Annotated in this window: 16 protein-coding genes; 3 read left to right on the top strand and 13 right to left on the bottom strand. The window is 60.4% G+C overall.

Annotated features, from left to right (window positions below; genetic code table 11):
- Positions 1-66: 66 nt before the first annotated feature.
- The 5 genes from B5T_RS19605 to B5T_RS19585 are packed head-to-tail and all read right to left on the bottom strand — an operon-like array spanning position 67 to position 3857.
- Positions 67-843, bottom strand: coding sequence for an enoyl-CoA hydratase-related protein (locus tag B5T_RS19605; RefSeq protein ID WP_041717144.1), 777 nt, complete (start codon positions 841-843; stop codon positions 67-69).
- A gap of 38 nt (positions 844-881) precedes the next feature.
- Positions 882-1745: an SDR family NAD(P)-dependent oxidoreductase gene (locus tag B5T_RS19600; RefSeq protein WP_014996260.1), complete on the bottom strand. Its 864-nt coding sequence runs from the start codon at positions 1743-1745 to the stop codon at positions 882-884.
- The gene (locus B5T_RS19595; protein ID WP_014996259.1) at positions 1742-2185 is read right to left on the bottom strand and encodes a MaoC/PaaZ C-terminal domain-containing protein; all 444 of its coding nucleotides are present in this window, start codon (positions 2183-2185) and stop codon (positions 1742-1744) included. Before B5T_RS19595 ends, B5T_RS19600 begins: the two co-directional genes overlap by 4 nt.
- Positions 2182-2673, bottom strand: a complete 492-nt coding sequence (locus B5T_RS19590) for a MaoC family dehydratase N-terminal domain-containing protein (RefSeq protein WP_014996258.1) — start codon at positions 2671-2673, stop codon at positions 2182-2184. Before B5T_RS19590 ends, B5T_RS19595 begins: the two co-directional genes overlap by 4 nt.
- A gap of 2 nt (positions 2674-2675) precedes the next feature.
- The gene (locus B5T_RS19585; RefSeq protein ID WP_014996257.1) at positions 2676-3857 is read right to left on the bottom strand and encodes a lipid-transfer protein; all 1182 of its coding nucleotides are present in this window, start codon (positions 3855-3857) and stop codon (positions 2676-2678) included.
- A 176-nt stretch (positions 3858-4033) separates the two neighbouring features.
- Between B5T_RS19585 and B5T_RS19580 the strand changes: the two genes are divergently transcribed.
- The gene (locus B5T_RS19580) at positions 4034-4696 is read left to right on the top strand and encodes a TetR/AcrR family transcriptional regulator (protein WP_014996256.1); all 663 of its coding nucleotides are present in this window, start codon (positions 4034-4036) and stop codon (positions 4694-4696) included.
- Positions 4697-4809: 113 nt separating this feature from the next.
- On the top strand, positions 4810-6366 hold the full coding sequence (locus tag B5T_RS19575; RefSeq protein WP_014996255.1) for a long-chain-fatty-acid--CoA ligase: 1557 nt from the start codon (positions 4810-4812) through the stop codon (positions 6364-6366).
- A gap of 61 nt (positions 6367-6427) precedes the next feature.
- Here B5T_RS19575 and B5T_RS19570 read toward each other — a convergent pair whose 3' ends face one another.
- Complete coding sequence (locus B5T_RS19570; protein WP_014996254.1) at positions 6428-6910, bottom strand: Lrp/AsnC family transcriptional regulator; 483 nt, start codon at positions 6908-6910, stop codon at positions 6428-6430.
- A gap of 294 nt (positions 6911-7204) precedes the next feature.
- Between B5T_RS19570 and B5T_RS19565 the strand changes: the two genes are divergently transcribed.
- Positions 7205-8878, top strand: a complete 1674-nt coding sequence (locus B5T_RS19565) for a 2-isopropylmalate synthase (protein WP_014996253.1) — start codon at positions 7205-7207, stop codon at positions 8876-8878.
- Positions 8879-8966: 88 nt separating this feature from the next.
- Here the strand turns inward: B5T_RS19565 and B5T_RS19560 are convergent, their stop codons facing one another.
- The 7 genes from B5T_RS19560 to B5T_RS19530 form a co-directional block, all read right to left on the bottom strand.
- The gene (locus B5T_RS19560; protein ID WP_014996252.1) at positions 8967-10109 is read right to left on the bottom strand and encodes a hypothetical protein; all 1143 of its coding nucleotides are present in this window, start codon (positions 10107-10109) and stop codon (positions 8967-8969) included.
- A gap of 28 nt (positions 10110-10137) precedes the next feature.
- The gene (locus B5T_RS19555) at positions 10138-10839 is read right to left on the bottom strand and encodes a type 1 glutamine amidotransferase (protein WP_014996251.1); all 702 of its coding nucleotides are present in this window, start codon (positions 10837-10839) and stop codon (positions 10138-10140) included.
- A 21-nt stretch (positions 10840-10860) separates the two neighbouring features.
- Entirely contained in the window at positions 10861-12225 is a 1365-nt protein-coding gene (locus tag B5T_RS22400; protein WP_051015549.1) for an META domain-containing protein, read from the bottom strand.
- Positions 12226-12325: 100 nt separating this feature from the next.
- A complete protein-coding gene (gene mtgA, locus B5T_RS19545; RefSeq protein WP_014996249.1) occupies positions 12326-13000 on the bottom strand; it encodes a monofunctional biosynthetic peptidoglycan transglycosylase in 675 nt (224 codons plus the stop codon).
- 142 nt (positions 13001-13142) lie between these two features.
- Positions 13143-14837 (bottom strand): SulP family inorganic anion transporter, encoded by a 1695-nt coding sequence (locus B5T_RS19540; RefSeq protein WP_014996248.1) that lies wholly within the window; start codon positions 14835-14837, stop codon positions 13143-13145.
- A gap of 210 nt (positions 14838-15047) precedes the next feature.
- Entirely contained in the window at positions 15048-16688 is a 1641-nt protein-coding gene (locus B5T_RS19535; RefSeq protein WP_014996247.1) for a CehA/McbA family metallohydrolase domain-containing protein, read from the bottom strand.
- Between the two features lie 104 nt (positions 16689-16792).
- Positions 16793-17299, bottom strand: a complete 507-nt coding sequence (locus B5T_RS19530) for a nucleoside deaminase (RefSeq protein WP_051015548.1) — start codon at positions 17297-17299, stop codon at positions 16793-16795.
- Positions 17300-17375: the final 76 nt, after the last annotated feature.

Here is a 17375-nt window from a genome sequence, read left to right as displayed (position 1 = left end):
GTGCGGGTATGAATTCAAGGGTACTCCTCGGGGAGGGCGCGGGCACGCTTTAGCTGGGGTCAATCGTCAACGACCCCGAAACACCGGCGGCCGCTTTTCAAGGAATGCCCGGTATCCTTCCTTCAGATCCCCGGTGATGAACGCCAGCGACTGCGTATCGGCTTCATGATCCAGTGTCTCGGCAAGTGACGTGGCCCAGGCGTTATTGAGTTGGGTTTTAATCATGCCCAGGCCCAGAGAGGGCCCGCCGGCCAGGTGACGGGCCACGTGCAAGGCCTCGTCGCCAAGCTGGTCGTCGTCGACACAGCGCCAGATCAATCCCCAGTCCGCGGCCTGCCGCGCGTCGAGAGGTTCGGCCAGCAACGCCAGCGCCCGGGCACGGGGCACGCCGATGGCGCGTTGCACCAACAACGAGGTTCCCGCGTCCAGCGCCGCGCCGAGGCGGGCGAAGCTGAGAATAAAGCGAGCGGAGCGCGCGGCAAAGACGATATCGCCGGCCAGTGCAAGACCAACACCGGCACCCGCCGCCGCGCCATTGACCGCCGTTACCACGGGGATGCGGCCAGCGCGCAGCCTTTCCAGAGTAGGGTGCAGATGCCGGCGCATACGGGCACCGATATCGGCGCCTGATTCGAACAGGTCTCCCCCCAACTGCGCGCCGGAGCAGAAACCTTTGCCCGCTCCGGTTATCAGGATGGTGCGGATGTCCGCGTCCGCGCTCACCGCGGCGGTAACGGTGTCCAGCTCCCGCATCAGCGTGTCGTCAAGTGCATTGTATTCGGCGGGCCGATTGAGTGTGATGATGGCGACGCCATCGCGGTCTTCACGCAGCACGGTTGGCATGGTTTTCTCTCCGGTGTAGAAGGAATGGTCGTCTCCATTCACATGAGCAGACCGCCGCCGCATACCAGCATCTGACCACTGATGTAATTGGACTCCGGTGCGCAGAACAGATAGACGGCATCGGCGGCTTCCTGCGGGTGGCCAGCTCGTCCGAGAGGAATGGTCCTGGCCATGGTGTCCAGTAACGATGGCTGAACGCCCACTTTGATGGCTCTACCTTCCACTTCGATGGTTTTTTGCTCTTCCTCTATGGGTTGGGTGAGGCGTGTTTCGATCAACCCGAAGGCGACCGCGTTGACGTTGACCTTATAACGGCCCCATTCCTTGCACAGGGTACGAGTCAGCCCCAATAAAGAGGCCTTGGCCGAGGAGTAACTGGCTTGGCCGGCGTTGCCGTATAGCCCGGCAATGGATGAGATGTTGACGATCTTGCGAAATACCTCGTGACCTTCCGAGGCTTCCTTTTTCGCCATGATTCGGATCGGTTCCGAAGCGGCACGCAGGATGCGGAAGGGAGCAACCAAGTGCACATCCAGCATCGCCTGGAACATGTCGTCGGTCATCTTGCCGATGGTGGCGTCCCAGGTATAACCGGCGTTGTTGACGATAATATCGATGCCGCCGAACGCCTCCAGTGCACCTTGTACGAACCGCTCCGGGAACGCTTCCTCGGTCACACTGCCATTGATGGCAATGGCGTCACCGCCGGCTTCGGCAATCTCCGCCGCGACCGCGTCTCCGGTGTCGGGATCAAGGTCATTGACCACCACCCGGGCCCCTTCGGAAGCCAGTTTGAGGGCGATGGCACGGCCAATGCCGCGTCCGGAACCGGTAATCAAGGCGACCTTTTTTTCCAGTTTGCCGTGTGGCTGGATCACCAGCGTTTCGTTGTTATCCGTCATTCTTGTTCTCCTGGCGGGTCGAATGCGACGACCGCTTCGCCCTTGAATTTTATATCGCCGTCCTGGTCGCGGGCGGTCATTTCCAGGCGGGCGCGCTGCTCACCGTCTATGATTTCTATAGCCGTGACACGGCCCTGGCAGGTGATCCTGGCTCCGACCTGCGTGATGGCGGTGAAGCGCACGCCGAACTCTCGTACCGATGAGGGCGGAAACACCTCGTTCAGCGCCACGCCCAAACGCGCCATGATGAACATGCCGTGAGCGAAAACATCAGGAAAACCAGCGGCCCGGGCGAAATCGATATCGACGTGGATCGGGTTGTGATCGCCGGAAGCGCCGCAATAAAGCGCCAGTTCATGACGCGTGACGGGATCGAAATGGCGGTTTACCGGAATCTCTCCGACCGTCAAGGACGTCGGACCGGCGGGACAGTGACTCATTGTGTTGCTCCGGCGGTATGGGGCGGGTTTCGAACCACGATAGTGCTGACGATATCCGCGACGTGTTGGTCATGGCCGTTATCGACGCGAATGTCCTGGGTGATCATGGTGAGCGTCCCGCCCTTTTTATTGGTGATGTCTCTGATGCGGGTGGTGAAAACAAGCTCGTCGCCAACGCAGGCGGGGTGATGGAAGGCAAACTTCTGTTCACCGTGAAGAATGCGGCCGATGTCCACCCCCAGCAGTTCCAGCACCGCTGGCGGGCCCGGGTTGTCGAGGGATTGCAGGCAGAACAGATAGGTCGGCGGAATCGGAATATCGCGATAGCCTGCTTCGCGAGCCGCCCGGGTATGGTGATACACCGGATTCGTCTCGCCGATGGTCTCGAGAAAGAATTTAAGGCGCCGTGGCTCGACGAAGGCGCGTTGAGAAGCGAAGACATGGCCGACAGCGGATTGCGGATCGATCGAGAATGTCTCGGACGTCATGATCAGGTCCTCTGGTAAAGTGTCACCACGCAAGCACCACCAAGACCCAGGTTGTGCTGCAATCCGATGCGGGCGCCATCCACCTGGCGCGGGCCGCATTGGCCCCTGAGCTGCCAGACGATTTCGGCGCACTGTGCGAGCCCGGTGGCACCAAGGGGGTGGCCCTTGGAGAGCAGGCCGCCGGAGGGGTTGGTGACGACTTTGCCGCCATAGGTGTTATCGCCATCCATGATGAAACGTTCGGCGGTACCCTCCGGGGTTAACCCAAGTCCTTCATAGGTGATGATTTCGTTGGCGGTGAAGCAGTCGTGAAGTTCCACCACGTCCAGCGCCTCGGGGCCGAGCCCCGCTTCTTCGTAGACGCTTTGCGCGGCGGCCGCGGTAAGATCGGCGCCCACCACTTTCATCAGGTTCCGTTCCGAAAAGGTGGATGGGAAGTCCGTCGTCATCGCCTGGGCGCGGATAGCAACGCCGGCCTGCACCCCCAAACGCTTGGCGAAACCTTCGGAAACCAGGATCGCGGCGGCGGCACCGCAGGTGGGCGGGCAACATTGCAAGCGTGTGAGTGGCCCGTACATGGGGGCCGACGCCAGTACCTCCTCGGTGGTGATGGGTTTGCGGAAAATGGCGTTGTCGTTATGTTCCGCGTGGCGCCGCGCTTTAACCGAGATCAAGGCAAAAGCTTCATCGCTGGCGCCGTAGCGTTGCTGGTATTCACGTCCGGCGCCGCCGAACAGCTTGATGGCCATGGGAATGCCGGAGGTGTCTCCGTTTTCATCGGCGGCGTCCACGAAACGGCTGAGCGGGCTTGGGCGGTCGGACCATACATCCCCCAAAGCACCGGGCTCCATCTGTTCGAAACCCAGCGCAATCGCACAGTCGACCATGCCGGAAGCCACTGCCTGACGGGCCAGAAACAGCGCGCTGGATCCCGTTGAGCAGTTGTTGTTGACGTTAAGCACCGGAATGCCGGTCATGCCGGCTCGATAAAGCGCGGCCTGTCCGCTGGTGGAATCCCCGTACACATAGCCGACGTAGGCCTGTTGGATGTCCCGGTACTCGAGGCCGGCATCAGCGAGTGCGAGGCGAATCGCCGTTTCGCCCATCTTGTCGTAGCTATCGCTGGTGCCGGGTTTGACGAAGGGGATCATGCCGACCCCCGCCACTCTGACTGATTCGCCCATGGCCTTCTCCCGTGAAAATAGGCTTTACAATGCTTTTCTGATTGGTCAGTCTTTGTATTACCGGTCGGTAACTTGTTGGAGAATGGCGCAGCGCAAAACCGGCGTCAAGAGGGTTCGGAGACCGATGAGCCGGTGTGAGGACGTGTCAGGTGTGAGCAATCGAACCAGGAGCAACTATGTCAGGTGACGCGGATAAGCGGGCCGACGCGGCGGAAATGAAACTGGCCGCTTCCCCTTGGAAGCCATTCGAGGCTCGGCGTCGTGAGAGAGACGTCAAGCGTGGAGCGGTATTGCGAGTGGCGGTGAGTTTGTTTCTGGAGCAGGGCTACGATCGTACGTCGCTTAATGAAGTGGCGGAGCGTCTCAATATCACCAAGCCGGCTCTGTATAACTATTTCCGCAGCAAGGAAGAGATTCTTGTTGAGTGTTATCGGCTGGGGCAGGAAAAGGCGATGGCCGGTATCGAACGTATTCTGGCGAAGCCGGATACCGGTCTGGTCCGCTTGCGTGCCTTGATTCGTCACTATTGCGAAGTGATGACACTCGATTTTGGTCAATGCCTGGTAAGGGTCGACGACCACGTACTTTCCGCTCCGGCTCGCGATCAGGTACGTGAAGGCAAACGTCTGATTGACCGTTATTTCCGTGATTTTCTCACCAGCGGGATAGAAGACGGATCGATCAAATCTTGTGATGTGCGCTTGACGGTATTCGCCATTACCGGGGCGATTAACTGGGTCGGGCATTGGTATCGGGCGGATGGTGAAATGACCGCCCGGGAGATCGGTGATACCTACGCCATGCAGTTGACCGGGAGTCTGGCCGTGGAGAAAACCTGATTCCAGGGTGTTGGCCGGAACAGGGCCGTTCACGAGAACAGTTCACCGAGAATAACAAAGCTAACCGCAGGCGGTTCAAGCTAACCGCGGATGGTTCAACAGGAGTGAAAGCAATGAACATAACTCAGGGCCTGCGCCGCGCGCAGCAGATTAACCGAAATGGAACCGCGATCATTGAAGGTGACCTCACACGCACCTGGGCAGAGGTGGGTGACCGCGTTGCCCGGTTGGCGGGAGCGCTTGGCGAATATGGCGTGAAGCCGGGAGATCGGGTGGTGGTGTTGATGCTCAATAGTGCCCGCTATCTTGAATTGTATCTGGCTTGCGCCTGGTCTGGTGCGGTCATCGTGCCACTGAACATTCGCTGGAGCACGAGGGAGAATGCGCTGGCGTTGGAGGATTGTGGTGCCCGTCTGTTGTTTGTCGATGCGGCTTTCGAGCCCTCGGCACGGGAGCTGGCCGACGGCGGAATGGCAATCACCGTGGTGTGGGCTGATGATGGCGCGTCGCCGACGGGTTTGCTTGATTACGAGACATTGTTGAGTGAGGCCGCCCCGGTGGCGGACGTGATGTGCGATCAGAATGATCTCGCCGGCATCTTCTATACCGGTGGTACCACGGGCCGCTCGAAAGGGGTGATGCTCAGTCACGGCAATCTGGTCGCCAATGCCTTCAACGCGCTGGCGGAAGGCCTGTTTCCCAGAGGCAGTGTGTACCTTCACGCGGCGCCAATGTTCCATCTCGCCAACGGCGCGGCGATGTATTCGCAGCTGTTGAGTGGTGGGGCCAACGTCATTATCCCGGGGTTCAGCCCGGAAGCCTTGACCGCCGCGGTGGAACGTCACGGTGTCACGGATATGTTGCTGGTGCCCACCATGATCCAGATGCTGGTCGACAGCGAGGCCGTGGTGTCCGCGGATTTGTCGTCGGTTCGCCGTGTTCTGTATGGCGCCTCACCGATCAGCGAGGCGGTGCTTGACCGGGCTCTGGCACGGCTCCCGGATGCCGGTTTCGTGCAACTTTACGGTATGACGGAGCTGTCGCCGATCGCCACCTTCAACCCGCCTGAAAACCATCTGGGAGAGGCGCGTGAGCGTGGCCTTCACAAAGCCGCCGGACGGGCCACGCTTGGGGTCGAGGTGCGGATTGTTGGTGACGATAATAACGAGCTGCCGCCCGGTCAGGTGGGGGAGGTCGTGGTGCGCGGTGACACTCTGATGCAGGGGTATTGGAACCGTCCCGAGGAAACCGGTAAAGCGATCGTCGACGGTTGGATGCATACCGGTGATGGCGGTTATCTGGACGCCGACGGCTATCTGTTCGTGGTTGACCGCGTCAAAGACATGATTATCTCCGGTGGGGAGAACGTCTATTCCGTCGAGGTGGAAAATACCATCGCCGAGCATCCGGCGGTGGCGCAATGCGCGGTCATTGGTATTCCGGACGATCATTGGGGAGAGGCGGTTCACGCGGTGGTTCTGCCAAAGCCTGGAGAAGCCATTGGCGGTGACGAGCTCATCACTTTTTGCAAGGCCCGTATCGCCGGCTACAAATGTCCCCGCAGCGTGGAGGTGCGCGACCAGCCGCTGCCGATGTCCGGCGCCGGCAAGATCCTCAAGACCGAACTACGCCGCCCTTGGTGGGAGACCCGCGAACACGGTATCTCCTGATCGGCTGTCGCCGGGCCGGGTGAGGACGCGCGGTGGTCCGCGCGTCCGGGTTCCCTTCTTGCTATAGATAATCCAGAGGCAGGGCGCTGGTGTCGATCACTCGGCGCATCACGAAGCTGGAGTGCACGCCGCTGACACCCTCAATGCGGGTCACCTTGTTGAGCAGAAAGTTCTGATAGTGGTCGATGTCCGGCACCACCACCTTGAGCAGGTAGTCCGCTTCCTGGCCGGTGACCAGATAGCACTGCTGCACTTCCGGGTACTGCGATACGGTGGCCTCGAAATTGGCGAAGCGCTCCGGGATGTGGCGATCCATGCTGACCTGAATCATGACGGTGAGGTCCAGACCCAGCTTACGGGGATCCAGCACCGTTTCCCGCCGCAGGATGATCCCCGCCGCTTCCAGCTTCTGTACCCGGCGCGAGCAGGGCGAAGGGGACAGACCGACCCGCTCCGCCAGTTGTTGATTGGTAAGGCCCCCGTCTTCCTGGAGAGCACGCAGGATGCGGACGTCGGTACGGTCCAGATTTGCCAGCTTTTCCATTGAAGTGATGATTTCTGTCGAAATTCATGTCGATTACGAGATAATATTGCTCAATATTCGATAATCGAGAGAAAAAAGCAAGCACATTGCCCTGTTGTCTACGTAAACTGTCTCTTGTCGTCACGGGTCACAAGTCCGGGCGACACCGGAAGCGGCCCCGCCCTACCCGGCGGTGGTCGTACCCGGATCCGCGTTGGCCGGTGATCCCGGAGAACGACAGAGGGCCTGCCTGGCGGGCCCCCAGAACCCAAAAAAACGGACTTCCCTTACCAGGGTTTCAATTGGAGTCACTTCATGAGTTTCGATCATCGCAAATACAGTCCTTTCGTCACTGTCGACAAGCCGGACCGCAAGTGGCCGAGCCGCCGCATCGAGCAGGCGCCGCTATGGGCCGCGGTGGATCTGCGTGATGGTAACCAGGCGCTGATCAAACCCATGTCGGTGGCGCAGAAAAAGCGTTTCTTCAAGCTGTTGGTGGAAGTGGGCTTCAAGGAAATCGAAGTGGGTTTCCCGTCCGGCAGCCAGATCGATTTTGATTTCTGCCGTGCCCTGATCGAGGAAGACCTGGTGCCGGACGATGTCCATATCCAGGTGCTTACCCAGTCACGACACGAACTGATCGAGCGCACCTTCGAAGCGGTACGTGGCGCCAGGAACGCCATCGTTCATATTTACAACGCCACCTCTCCGACGTTCCGCGATCAGGTGTTCAATGTGGACAAGGAAGGCTGCAAGGCCATCGCCGTGCAGGCCGCCACCTGGGTGCGTGACATGGCGGCGCAACAGCCGGAGACCCATTGGAGTTTTGAATACTCGCCGGAGACGTTCAGTGCCACGGAGACCGATTTCGCCGTTGAGGTGATCGATGCCGTGAATGAGGTATGGCGTCCGGACCAGGGCCAGCGGGTGATCATCAATCTGCCGGCCACGGTGGAAGTGAGCACGCCGAACGTGTTCGCCGATCAGGTGGAGATCGTGCATGAAAACATCCGCTATCGGGAGCATGTGCTGATCAGTGTCCATACCCATAACGACCGTGGTTGTGGCGTGGCCGCCGCCGAACTGTCGATGATGGCCGGCGCCGACCGGGTGGAAGGCACCTTGCTGGGTAATGGCGAGCGCACCGGGAACATGGATTTGGTCACCTGTGGCATGAATCTGTATGCCCAGGGTATCGATCCCCTGATCGATTTCTCGCGCATGAAGGAAATCGTGCAGGTGGTGGAGGAAATCACCGATATCCCCACGCATCCTCGTCATCCGTACGCCGGCGATCTGGTGTTCACCGCCTTTTCCGGCAGCCACCAGGATGCCATCCGTAAGTGTCTCGGCCTGTACAAGCCCGGTGACATCTGGCGTGTGGCTTATCTGCCCATCGACCCGGCGGACCTGAATCGGCGCTATGAGGAAGTGGTGCGGATCAATTCCCAGTCCGGCAAAGGTGGCGTGACGCACGTGCTGGAGCGGGACTACGGCATCAGCCTGCCACGATGGCTGCAGCAGGAAATGGCGAAATTGGTACAGACAGATGCCGAGGAAGATGGCGGCGAGATCGACAGCCGCCGGGTACATCAACGCTTCAACAGTGACTATCTGGAAGTGCCGAACGGCTGGACGTTGCGTTCCTATGACCTGCATCGTGGTGAAGAAGGGGTACAGGCGCAGATCAGTATCGGCGATCAACGCTCACCGGTGACGGTGCTGTCCGGTCGCGGCGAAGGCGCTGTCGGTGCTTTGGTGGAGTCGCTCAACCGTCGGCACGGCTGGCAGTTGCAAGTGGAAGCGTTCGATGAGTACTCCCTGGGCGACAATACCGAAGCCAATGCCATGGCCTGTGTCCGGGTGCAAGTCGGTGGTCACACACAAAGTGCCGTGGCGCTGGCCGCGGACACCACCGCCGCCGCCCTGCAGGCGATCCTCTCCGCCGCCGGCCGCATGGCCGAGGCTCAGGCCCGCAAGAGCGCCTGAGTTCGCATCGCGAGCCTGACCATGTCGTTTCCATTCACCGGCTCCGTTAACGGGGCCGGTGAACTGTCTTTACCGCTTCGCCTTGCTTTCATTCCTTCCCCGGATTTTTTGACGGACAATCGTCGATTGAAGCAACCGAATTTGTGGGGGTGAAGTAGGTTTTTTTTGAGTTTGTGCCGTGTGGGCGTACCACATACTGGCTGTCCGCTTCCGTCAGAATTCGCAAAGGGATGCTCGTGGTCGGGTTGGCGCTTATATCCTCCAGGCCAGGAGGGAGCGTGCTCCAGCCGACAATGGCGCAGGGTCGGGCTCCTGACGATGAGATCTGAAGAGCGTAGCCGGTTAAAAGGGCGCCGGCGGGCTGGAAAAAAAGGGAAAAGACAGCTACCAGTCCCAGAATGGAGCCAGTGCCCAGCCCGATGGGATTACTATCTTTCAGCAAGGCGTCCGCTAGAGCCGCGCCTAATATTTGTAGCGCTATCAACATAAGAAATACGAAAACAAAGAGCTGTGCAGCGTGTGTCTCGGGTATGTCCAAAGCTCGTGCCGCGTTAATGGAAAAAAGTGTGACTATAAGGAAAGTCAGGCTCTGAACCAGTCCGCTGCAAAAGCAAGAAAACAGAAGATCGCGGGCTTTCTTTCCTGTTAGCTTTTGTAGTCTTGTCAGCGTCATGACAGTGAATACCGCCAAAACCAGAACGAACCCCAATGAAACGACAATTTCGCCATAGGGGGAGTCATTCTCCAGAGCAGACAAGGCGAAAAGAACCAGTCCCCAAAGAAAGGCGGAAAGAAGGGAGGATAGCCCCCAGACTATGAGGAGTGGGGATTTCTTTATATGAGACAAAATTGCGTGGCGAATGGGGCGCCGGCGATCGCCATACTCTATAAGGAAACGATTTCTGGCACGGGGGCTGATGGGGCGACTTGGAGGAAGTTCTGGAGCCATTATGGTCGCGGGCCCCATCGTGACTATGAAAAGCCCGGCTATGGCCAGAGTTTGGAAAATGAAAAGGATCGGAAGCCCGCTTATGATGCCGGGGGAAAACAGGCTCAGAGGGATCTTTTCGTATGAGATGTAGCTGTACAAATTAAAGGTGGCTAGCAATAGGATGGCGCTGCCTAGAGGCCAGGCACGGTCGTTTAGCCACCTCAATCCGTGACTGATCCGTGCTCGGTTCGAGCCCGGAGCCTTCATGGTAACCGGAGTAAAAGGATCAGCCTTTTTCAAACTGAGTCGTCCATGACGTTAACGGAACCTAGCCTGGGTCCATTGCAAAAAAAAGCCCCAGCAACACCGACAGCAAACGCTGATTGGCGGTGAATGCCTGCGGCATGTTGAAGATTTCGGTGGCGCTCTGGGTCCAGGGGCCGGGGCTAAGGTCGGAGGCGCATTCCTGGCACAGGGTGCGGGCGTTGTCCTCGCCCATTTCCAGGTGAAATTGCAGGGCCAGGACGTTGTCGCCGTAACTGAAAGCCTGGTGCTCGCAGCCCCAGCTGTGGGCCAGATGCAGGGCGCCGTCGGGGATCTCAAAAGTGTCACCGTGCCAGTGAAATACCGCCGGTGCGTCGTTGAACAGACTGCCGAGCGGGTGTTGGCGGCCCAGCTCGGTACTCTGTACCGGGAAAAAGCCGATTTCCTTGTCCGGATTCTTGTGCACCCGGGCACCGAGCGCGCGAGCGATTAACTGGGCTCCCAGGCAGATGCCAAGCACCTTATGGCCGCGGTCGATACAGGCGCGGATAAAACGCTTTTCATCCGCCAGCCAGGGGTAGCGGTGCTCATCGTCCGCGCTCATGGGCCCGCCCATGACGATCAGTGCCTCCAGGTCATCCGGATCCGGCAGCTCTTCACCGTGATAAAGGCGGGTGGCGGTGATGCGTGCACCATTGGCGGCCAGCCAGGGCTCGATGGCTCCCAGTTTCTCGAAGGGCACATGGGTCAGATAATGGATGCGCATGGCCAGCCTCTCAGGTTCCGGTTACAGATACTCCGCGGTGAACACCGCCAGCAGATGGTGCTCCTGGTCGTAGAGACTAAGCCGCTCGCCATCGATGCGGAAGCCCCGGGTTTGCTCCAAACTGGTGAGGAAGGCGTCGGAGACGTTGTCTCCGGTGCAGGCGCGGCGGGTGGTGGCCAGTTCACCGAAACTGAGGCTGTCACCGTCCAGGGTAAAGCCGCCGGTGAGCCGGTTACAACCGGTGTCGCCCTTGACGGTCTCATCGCTGGCGAGGATCAAATGCACCTGGTTCTGGCCTTCACCGGGGGACGGGGCGGACTGGCCGTTCACGTCAATCAGCTTCCAGTAAGTGTTGGTGAGCTGGGCGGAGGGTTGCTCGCACTGCTCGGGCTCTCTCACATTGCGGTAATCACGAACCACCAGCGCGTCCACCTGCGTGCCTGCTTCCTGGCCGCGCCGTTTTTCCAGGGTCCCGTCCAGTTCCATGAACATGGGGGCCATGGGTTCCAGGCCGGCCTGCTGGTAAGCCTTGGCCAGGGCATCGGCCATGGCGCCGGCCACCGTCAAACGCCGGTCGCTGTCGCAGGGCATGAAGATGGCCTGTTCGCCGTGATAGAGGTAACGGCCGACGAAGCTGACCGGTGCCGGGCCGCTGTCATGGGCGGTCAGGGTCAAGGTGTCGAGATTTCCTTCACCGTCCCGCCGCAAAGGCGCGTCCCCGGTGTTCATGATGACGCCGCCATCGACGATGACCCGGGCATTAACCGCATAATCGGTGCCGGCCTTGAGGCGTCCCTTGGCCAGGTACAGATGGAACGGCTGTGGGCTGTCCCGCAAGTGAACCAGGCGCTGCAGCAGAGGGGTCCGGTTGCCGTCCATCAAGGTCACGGCCAGTACCGCTTGCGGCGGCAGCTTGGTATCGCCTGCGAAAGTGATTTCGCCGGTTACCTCTTCCACCGCTTCGTTGTCCCGTTGGTAAACGCCGATGTAAGGGGCGTTCTCGCCCTGTTCCCCGTCCTCACCTTCCAGGGTCAAGGTGTCCTGCTCCAGGGCCGTGCTCAAAGTGGCCTCGTGGACGTTATCCTGGCCGTTCAGATAGCGCAGGGTCAGTTGATCGTCGCGGCGCTCCCAACTCAACCCCTGATGCTTGCTGTCGCCAACCAGAAACAGCTCGCCGTCCTCGGCCAGTACCAGGATGCGCGCCGCGTTGTCACCGTCGGGGCGCCAGGCGCCGCTGATGCTGCCCCGTTCCACGGCGGCCGGCTCGGGGGCTGAGCTGGCTTGCTCGGTCCGCGGTTGTGGCGCAGCGGGGGCATCGGGAGAGGAGCTGTCGTCACAGGCAGCCAATAGCGCTACCAAGGGCAGCACGAGCCCGATTGCTTTCATAGGAAGCTCTCCAAATTCTGTTTTGAATCTCTAGTCGAATCGAACGCCGGGTTCGAATCCGTGGGTGCGTGATGGTGAGATGCCATCCGCCCCGTTTTGTTCAGCCCGGGTCTGGCAAGGCCACCAGCGGGAGCTGATTTTGTATCCATTGGGTGCGTTGGTGAACGTAATCGGTGACACCACGCACGTCGTAGTAGCTGGGGCGCGGCAGCATCGCCGCCAGTTGCGCCGCCTGCGCCGGCCCCAGGGACGCGGCGCTGATACCGAAGTAATGCCGGGCAGCGGCTTCGGCACCGAAAATCCGGTTACCCCATTGGGCGGTATTCAAATACAACTCCAGAATCCGCTGTTTGGACATGGTGGCTTCCAGCATCAGCGCGATCATTGCCTCCTGCCCTTTGCGCCAGTAGCTGCGGTCGCTGTTCAGGAACAGGTTCTTGGCCAACTGCTGGGTGATGGTGGAGCCCCCGGCCACCGGGCGCCCTGCCTTGCGGTTGCGCTCAATGGCGTGGCGGATCCCGCGCCAGTCAAAGCCTATATGCTCAACGAAGCGGGCATCTTCGGAGACCAGTACCGCCCGTTTCAGATCCGTGGCGATCTGATCGTAATCGCGCCACAGATACTGCACCGTGCCGTGCTGGCGGGACCGTTCCATGAAGGCGGTATTCTGCGGGTTGTAGGCACGTAAATACAGTACCTGGCCGAGGAACCACAGTTGTGTTCCCAGCACCGCGATGACGGCCAGACCCAGCAGCGAAAGAAAAAAGCGTTTCATGGCGCACCCGTTCCGTCCGGCGATGCCGGCGGCGTCCCTTCTCATGATCCTGGTCTATGTTGTCCAAAAGCGGCGGGTTTGTCAGGTTGAAAACGCCGGGAACGTGATCAGAGCCTGCTCCTGGTCAGTGTCCCGGCCCGGGTCAGTCTTGCTCGGGGGCCTTTGCCTTCAGAGCCACGATCGCCTCGCGATTGTTGACGAACAGGTTGTCGTCACCGAGCCGTTGCAGCAAGCCGATGTGGGCCAGGCGATCGCGCACCTGCTTTTTCACCCCGGACAGGGCCAGCCGGATGCCGCGCCGCCGCAGGTCCTGATGCAATTGGGACAGGGTGTCGGCACCGGTGGCGTCCATGTCATTGACCGCTGACGCGCAAATCAGGATAACCCGGAGATCGGTTTCTTTTTGCAGACGTTCGCGGATGAAACGGTCCATCAGCGGCGCGGTAATGTAGGTCAGGGAGGCGTCCAGCCGCAGCGCCAATACCCCCGGCGCGATCGGAGGCAGGCCGTTGAGGGTGCGGTCGCGCAAGGTGCCGGCGGGATCCAGTCCCAATTCAATCAGGCGTGGATGGGCGCGCCGGTAAAGAAAGAACACCATGGCCAACAGAAAGCCGGTGAGAACGCCCCAATGCAGATACGGGACCGCCACCAGTGTGGCGACGAAGGTGGCCACGGCCACCACGCCGTCGTCCCGCGAGGTGCGGAACAGATGCACAAAGGCCTTCGGCTGGATCAGGTTGAGCACCGGCACAATGATGATCGCCGCCAGCACCGCGCGGGGCAGATGTTGCAGATAGCCGGTGAAAAACAGCAGACAGACCAGCGTACACAGGGCGGCGAACAGCGCCGACCAGCCACTGGTGGCGCCAACGTAGAGATTCAGGGCGCTGCGGGAGAAGGAGCCGCTTACCGGAAAGGCGCCGCTCACACCGCTGGCGATCTTGGCCAGGCCCTGGCCCACCAGTTCCTGATTCTGATTCCAAAGACGGCCGTCCGGATTGGGCAGGGTGCGGGCGCTGGCCATGGCTTCGGTAAAGCTGATCAAAGCGATGATCGCCGCCGCCGGCCACAAGGCGCGGTGTTGTTCGAGGGTCAGGGAGGGCGGCCATTGGGGGGCGGGCAGGCCGGCGGGAATAAGGCCCACGACATTCCCCCCCAGTGCCTGATAGCCGAACAGGGCACTGACCGCGATGCCCACGACACACACCACCAGAACACCGGGCAGGCGTGGCGCGAAGCGTTTTTGCAGCCACAGCAGCGCGATCGAGCCCAGGCCGAAAGCCAGGGTCCATAGCCAGGCGGCGTCGGCATCGGCCAGATGATGCTGGAGGCCGGCCAGGGCAGCGTTGAAGTCCTGACCCTCCAGACCGAGCAGGGCCGGCACCTGAGACAGCAAAATGATCAGTGCCGCCGCATTGATAAACCCCGTTATCACAGCGTTGGAGATGAAGTTGGCGATCACTCCAAGCCGAAAGGCACCAAGCAGGAACTGGATCAGACCGGCGTACAGCGCCAGCCAGATGGCCAGCACTACCCATTGCCCGCTTTCCGGCTCGGCCAGGGGGTGCAGCGCGGCATAGGTGAGCAGGCTGGTGAGGGCCACCGGGCCCACCGCGAGCAGCGCCGAGGAGCCCCACAGAATCCCCACGACACTGGGCAGCAGCGCGGCATAGAGTCCGGTGACCGGCGGCATGCCGGCCAGAGTGGCGTAGGCGATGGCTTGAGGAATCAGTACCAGTCCCACCGTAATGCCGGCGAAGGCGTCCTTGCGCAGTGACTGGGCGCTGGGACGGGGCCACTGCGTGAACGGCAGCAGGCGGCGGATCCAGGACGTCATTGAAACTCCATGAGCGACACCGCGGCGCGGCCCACGGCAAGACCGGGGCGACCGGGTGAAAGCTTATTTGAGGTAATGTGAGGCAATTATAAATGAGGAGAGAGGGGGATTGAAGTTGGTTCTCCAGCCTATTTTTTTGATGGCTGGTTATTAACAGGGGGGTCCGGCAAAGGGCTGAAAGCGGCCGATGGCCGCTTCCGCCGGGATGGGTCACTCCACGCTAATGAAAATCGGATTGGAGTAGAACCACAGGTCGTTGTAATTGCGGGCGTTGATGGCATCAAAGCGGGCGGGGTCAATGGCCACCTCCACTTTGGCGTCCGGCAGCGGCTCGCCGTCTTCCATTTGACCGGGCACGTTGACCGCCAGATTGGTGCCGCGCAGGCGCAGGTACTGATCAGCGGTCGCGGTGAGGGTGTGGGTGATGACATTGTAGCCGTCCTCGTCCACGGTCCAGTCGTTGGCGGTGAAGCGCGCCAGAACCCGGGTGCTCGGGTTGCTGGCGGACTGGTAATCGGCGGAATCGGGTTGTGCGGGCGCCTGCACATCGCCGACGATCAGGTCCACATGATCCACGGTCGGTTTCATATAGGCGGACTGGCCGCTTTCCAGCGGATACTCGTAGTTATTGGCTTGCGGGCTGCGGAAGCGGATGGTCACCGTCACCTGTTCGCCCTGGGCCGCCGTCAGCGTACCGCCCATCGGAGTGCTGCCTTCAGCGCCTTCGGCCTGAAACTCCAGTGCATCGATCAGATCACCGAAAACGCCGAACAGACGGCCGCCGCGCAGAGCGTCCAGCAGGGCGGAGGCGTCTTCTCCATCCTTCCAGACATAGGTTTTGGCGTACTCGCCAGGAGCGTAGCCGCTGCTGTATCGACCCTGCGCCGTGGTGAAATGGTAGTCGGAGTTGGCCACGTTCCAGATCCGCCGGCCTTCACCCAGCAGCGCGTCCCAGGTGCCACCCAGTTTCGCCACCAGATAGTCGACACCGCCATAGGTGCGCGAGCTCAGGTTCTCTTCGGTATAGGCCTCGACATAGCCGCCACGATCCGGCTCCATCTGATTGCCGACCATGCCTTCGATGGTGAAGAACTGATCGGGCGCCAGATCGTGCATCTGGCGGATCTGGGCGATGGTGTATTTGCCCATGTAGCGGGAAGGGTGGTTCAACAGCATATAGCTGTCGGGGTGATTATCGCGCAGCCAGCCTAACGCGCTGAGGGCGTCCTCGTGGGTAGCGTTGGCACGCGGCTGGTCGCCCAGACTTTCCACCAGGGCGGGATCGAAAAGGCTGGCATCGCGGGTGGTGAACAGATACTCGAATTCCGCCACCGCTTGCAGATTGGCCTCGGACATCGGGTCGTCCATGCCGATGCCGACATTGACGTGATCGTGGGTCGGCATGTCCCACTCGAAAGAGGAATACATCAAAGCACCTGGGTAGCGATCCTGCTCCAGAGCCTGCTTCAGATAAGGCACTTCGTAGTCGATGAGTGCCTGATAGAAGGGTATGGATTCTCCCAACTCGGCGCCGTCAGGATCCCGGTAGGACGTGCGCAGATGATTGGAAATGGTGAGCCAGTCCAGGTCGTAGCGGGTAAAGGCATCGTCCAGCACGCTTTCCAGGGACACCTGGGCATCGTCGGATTGATAGGTATGCACATGCAGATCCCCGGCGCTCCAGGCCCCGCTGGGTTGCGGTTCCGGGGTTGGCTCCGGAGTTGGCTCCGGGGTGGGTTCCGGAGAGGGTGAGGAGCCGCCCCCGGAGCCGCCGCAGGCGCTCAGGAAAGTGGCGAGGGTGATGGCCGACAATAAAGAAACGCGAGAGTTGCGGGAAAAAAGAAATGACATTAGAAGTGCTCTCCAAACCAAAGCGCCAGGATCAACGCCGTGAAAAAGAAGGGCACTGTGGACCCGTCAGGTGACGATATAATGACGCGGAGAGTACATACTGGTCAGTCTTTCTCTTTTTCCCAGAAGCGCAGGTGAAGGGCGGTGGCCTCTTCTTCCAGTAGTGGGCCGATCACCTGCACGGAGCGTTGCCCGGCGGCGAAAACCGTGCGGCAGGGCAGATCCAGGGTGGGGTTTTCCGGATGGTTGCCGGTAATCGCTTTGAGTTGTTTTTCGGAAAGACCATAGACCACGCGTCCTATGCCGGCCCAGTACGCGGCCCCGGCGCACATGGCGCAGGGCTCGGCGGAGGTATAGAGCGTGCACCGGGCAAGAAAATCCGGTGGGTAGGTTCGCGAAGCACGCGTAAGGATCACCCGTTCGGCATGGCCGGTCATATCATGATGGGGCAGGAAAGCATTCTCCTGCTCCATCAATACCGTTCCATCGGCGTCCACCAACAGCGCACCAAACGGATGGCAACCTTTTTCCAGAGCGCGTTCTGCGACCTGGAAGCTCTCTCTCATATAGTGCTCGTGGTTCAGATGCGGCGGTGTGATTTGATCGGACATGACAAAGACGATGGCTTCAATCGGAACTTTAGTGTGGGGCCGTGTTGCAGGCTTGGATAGCAAAGATTAGTGTCCA

Origin of the sequence: Alloalcanivorax dieselolei B5 (assembly GCF_000300005.1) — a bacterium.
Lineage (GTDB): Bacteria > Pseudomonadota > Gammaproteobacteria > Pseudomonadales > Alcanivoracaceae > Alloalcanivorax > Alloalcanivorax dieselolei.
Note: the sequence above shows the minus strand (reverse complement) of the source record. Positions and strands in the feature narration are given on the sequence as shown.

Coding starts and splice junctions, on each gene's coding strand:
- B5T_RS19605 (WP_041717144.1), bottom strand. CDS start 843: ATGCCAACCGTGCTGCGTGAAGACCGCGATGGCGTCGCCATCATCACA.
- B5T_RS19600 (WP_014996260.1), bottom strand. CDS start 1,745: ATGACGGATAACAACGAAACGCTGGTGATCCAGCCACACGGCAAACTG.
- B5T_RS19595 (WP_014996259.1), bottom strand. CDS start 2,185: ATGAGTCACTGTCCCGCCGGTCCGACGTCCTTGACGGTCGGAGAGATT.
- B5T_RS19590 (WP_014996258.1), bottom strand. CDS start 2,673: ATGACGTCCGAGACATTCTCGATCGATCCGCAATCCGCTGTCGGCCAT.
- B5T_RS19585 (WP_014996257.1), bottom strand. CDS start 3,857: ATGGGCGAATCAGTCAGAGTGGCGGGGGTCGGCATGATCCCCTTCGTC.
- B5T_RS19580 (WP_014996256.1), top strand. CDS start 4,034: ATGTCAGGTGACGCGGATAAGCGGGCCGACGCGGCGGAAATGAAACTG.
- B5T_RS19575 (WP_014996255.1), top strand. CDS start 4,810: ATGAACATAACTCAGGGCCTGCGCCGCGCGCAGCAGATTAACCGAAAT.
- B5T_RS19570 (WP_014996254.1), bottom strand. CDS start 6,910: ATGGAAAAGCTGGCAAATCTGGACCGTACCGACGTCCGCATCCTGCGT.
- B5T_RS19565 (WP_014996253.1), top strand. CDS start 7,205: ATGAGTTTCGATCATCGCAAATACAGTCCTTTCGTCACTGTCGACAAG.
- B5T_RS19555 (WP_014996251.1), bottom strand. CDS start 10,839: ATGCGCATCCATTATCTGACCCATGTGCCCTTCGAGAAACTGGGAGCC.
- B5T_RS22400 (WP_051015549.1), bottom strand. CDS start 12,225: ATGAAAGCAATCGGGCTCGTGCTGCCCTTGGTAGCGCTATTGGCTGCC.
- mtgA (WP_014996249.1), bottom strand. CDS start 13,000: ATGAAACGCTTTTTTCTTTCGCTGCTGGGTCTGGCCGTCATCGCGGTG.
- B5T_RS19540 (WP_014996248.1), bottom strand. CDS start 14,837: ATGACGTCCTGGATCCGCCGCCTGCTGCCGTTCACGCAGTGGCCCCGT.
- B5T_RS19535 (WP_014996247.1), bottom strand. CDS start 16,688: ATGTCATTTCTTTTTTCCCGCAACTCTCGCGTTTCTTTATTGTCGGCC.
- B5T_RS19530 (WP_051015548.1), bottom strand. CDS start 17,299: ATGTCCGATCAAATCACACCGCCGCATCTGAACCACGAGCACTATATG.